Raw genomic sequence first — 2,576 nt, 5'->3', positions numbered from 1 at the left:
TCACTACCATCGCCAACGCCGCCGCCGCACAATCCCGCACCGCGCTGGAGAAGCAGCAGCAGGCCGAACAGGCGCTGGCCGACCTCGATACCAAACGAACCAAGGAGAAGGCCGATGCATTGGCTGAAAACGAGCGCCTGCGCCGCGATGTTGCTGATGGGAACCGCCGGCTGCACGTCGCAGGCACCTGTCGTAGCGGTGGCGGGAACGTGCCCCAAGCCACCAGCACCACCAGCGTGGACGATGCAGGAACCGTCGAACTCTCTGCAACTGCTGGACAAGACCTTCTCGATATCCGAGCCGGGATCATCGCCGATCAAGCAGCCTTGAAGGCCGCGCAGGCGTATATCAGGGATGTGTGTCAGTGACCTACAGTCGTAGTCGAAAAAATCAACATGGCCTCATTTGATGTTTGAAAAACGGAATAGGCTGGGCTGACCGCTGAGGCTCGGTTGACAAAAACGAGCCGAATGGAAATTTGGTTGACACGAACCTTTTCAGCCAACATTGCTGATTGGTGAATTTGTCAACTTGCGCAGAATCGCAAGTTGGCGTCATGCGCGAGACCGGTCAGGAATAGTTTCTGGAATATTTTGCGGTGGGATTTGTAGTAGGAAGAGCGCCGATCCCTTATGGCCGATTGCGGGACGCTGATCCGCTCTTTGACCCAGTTGAAGTTGGCGGGATACGCCATCGTCGCTCTGGTGCTGATCGGCCTCGGTGCTGGAGTCGGCTACTGGCTCACTGCGCGTCATTACCAACCCATCGTGACCACCGCACAGGCCGATGTGAAGAAGGCCGGCGAAGACTTGGCCAGTTGCAGAACCACCCGTGAATCGCTTGAAGGGCAGGTGGGCGAACAAAACCAGGCCATCGCCGCCTTGAAAGCCGCCGAGCAGGACCGAGAGCAAAAGGCGAAAGCTGCGGCCGACCAGGCTCACCAGGATGCTCAGCAGGACTACCAGGCGGCGAACCGCCTGCAACAAGAGCGCACCGGTGGCGACCCGGCGGCAACTGCGGCGGCGATCATCGACAATGAGCTTGGGCTATGAGGTGGCTGATCGCGGCGTTCGCCGTGGCGCTGGTGGGATGCGTTGCCGAGCCAGTTACCCAGCCTGAGCCCCGGACCGTGCGTGTAGAGGTTCCAGTGCAAGTGCCGTGCCGCACCCAGGCCGTGGCCGTTCCGCCCTGGGCAGCGGCCGGCTTGAAGAAGAGCGACAGCCTGGAAGTGAAGGTGCGCGCGCTCTTGGCTGAGCGTCGGCAGCGCATCGGGTATGAAAAGGAATTGAAGGCCTCGGTATACACCTGCCAATAAAATGACGAGATTTATTAGCTAAGGTTATAAGGTTCCTATATCACTATAATTAAACATTTTTCCGTTTGTCTCTTATCTGCGGGTGCCTATCGATATTGCGCAAAAGGTGGCGTAGGATCCGCCGAAAATTCTTGAGGACGATAGATGCTGTCCCGTCAGATCATAGCTATCGCTGAAGACGACCCGTTGCTGCGCCGGGTTCTAGCGGATTTTGTTGAAGAGTTCGGTGGCGCTCCACAAGCATTCGCGAGCTGTGGTGAGTTGTACCATTCGATGAAGAAGCGCAACGGCTACACCATGGTGATAACTGACCATCAGACTCCAGGGAAAATTCAAGGGCTTGATCTGGCTCAACTGATTTCGGTGGAGTGGCCGGGGCTACCGGTTTTGATTTTAAGCGGCCAGGACCTTTCCAAGGGCGGGATCTTGCCGTCCAATGTGCAATGCTGCCATAAGCCGCTACAGGTGATTGAGCTTCTGGATATCGTTCGCAGTATGCTAAAAGGCTAGGGGGCACCAACCCCTTCAGGGCTTTGCCCCGCCCTCCGCCTTTATCCGTCGCAATATCGCCGTCAGATCACGCCACGGAAATTCCGCAGCGGGCTTGACTTGCTCACATCCCTCCCGGTGCTCGAAAGGGCGCCGTGCATCCGTCAAAAGCTGGACCGCGCCGCAGTGTCGACACGTCACCCCTTTTTCTCCCAAGTCCCACTTAGCCAGCCACTGCTTTCCGATCATGTGCTCCCCTTGGCAAGTCGGGCTGGAAGGCTAGAACCATACAGAACCGCGCGTCACTCAACCACAGGCAGAATCAACTGCGGCCCCTGATTCCGCACATTCCCCACTGCCTTTCCAACCGGATACCAGTCGAAGGCCTCGGTGGGCGTACCCAACTCGCGGGCGATCACCTCGGCCCGCTCGCTGGTGGTGTCGGGGTCCATCCATTCCTTGGCGAGTTCAGGCTCGAGCACAATCGGCCGCCGGTCGTGGATATCGACCATGCCGCCCAGGGAATCGGCGGTGAGGATTACGAACCCTTCACCTTCGCGCCCGATGCCGGCGAAGAACATAGGGTCGCCTGATTTCAGGTGAATGAAGTAGGGCTGCTTGCGCTTCGGGTCGGCTGGGTCGGGTACCCACTCATACCAGCCCGTGGCCGGCACCAGCACCCGGCTTGGCCAGGCGGTGCGGAAGAAGCGATTGGTGGCCACCGTTTCCACCCGGGCATTGATGGGTGGTGGGCGCTTGCCGGTAGCCCAGT

Annotated in this window: 5 protein-coding genes; 4 read left to right on the top strand and 1 reads right to left on the bottom strand. The window is 58.7% G+C overall.

Features of this window, described 5'->3' with window-relative positions:
* The 4 genes from HAQ05_RS28505 to HAQ05_RS27625 form a co-directional block, all read left to right on the top strand.
* Positions 1-368 (top strand): lysis system i-spanin subunit Rz (locus tag HAQ05_RS28505; RefSeq protein ID WP_202988130.1); only part of this gene is annotated, 368 nt, incomplete at its 5' end.
* A gap of 264 nt (positions 369-632) precedes the next feature.
* On the top strand, positions 633-1,052 hold the full coding sequence (locus HAQ05_RS27635; RefSeq protein WP_238936611.1) for a hypothetical protein: 420 nt from the start codon (positions 633-635) through the stop codon (positions 1,050-1,052).
* On the top strand, positions 1,049-1,315 hold the full coding sequence (locus HAQ05_RS27630; RefSeq protein ID WP_190427518.1) for a hypothetical protein: 267 nt from the start codon (positions 1,049-1,051) through the stop codon (positions 1,313-1,315). Before HAQ05_RS27635 ends, HAQ05_RS27630 begins: the two co-directional genes overlap by 4 nt.
* Before the next feature lie 144 nt (positions 1,316-1,459).
* The gene (locus HAQ05_RS27625; RefSeq protein ID WP_190427516.1) at positions 1,460-1,825 is read left to right on the top strand and encodes a response regulator; all 366 of its coding nucleotides are present in this window, start codon (positions 1,460-1,462) and stop codon (positions 1,823-1,825) included.
* A 281-nt stretch (positions 1,826-2,106) separates the two neighbouring features.
* Here the strand turns inward: HAQ05_RS27625 and HAQ05_RS27620 are convergent.
* On the bottom strand, positions 2,107-2,576 hold a 470-nt coding region (locus tag HAQ05_RS27620; protein WP_190427512.1), incomplete at its 5' end, for an SOS response-associated peptidase.

The sequence above is a fragment of the Pseudomonas typographi genome, from assembly GCF_014694385.1.
Lineage (GTDB): Bacteria > Pseudomonadota > Gammaproteobacteria > Pseudomonadales > Pseudomonadaceae > Aquipseudomonas > Aquipseudomonas typographi.
This window is presented reverse-complemented; position numbering and strand designations above follow the sequence as displayed.

What these genes read in the sequence shown, in the direction of transcription:
- HAQ05_RS27635 (WP_238936611.1), top strand. Translation starts at nt 633, where the DNA reads ATGGCCGATTGCGGGACGCTGATCCGCTCTTTGACCCAGTTGAAGTTG.
- HAQ05_RS27630 (WP_190427518.1), top strand. Translation starts at nt 1,049, where the DNA reads ATGAGGTGGCTGATCGCGGCGTTCGCCGTGGCGCTGGTGGGATGCGTT.
- HAQ05_RS27625 (WP_190427516.1), top strand. Translation starts at nt 1,460, where the DNA reads ATGCTGTCCCGTCAGATCATAGCTATCGCTGAAGACGACCCGTTGCTG.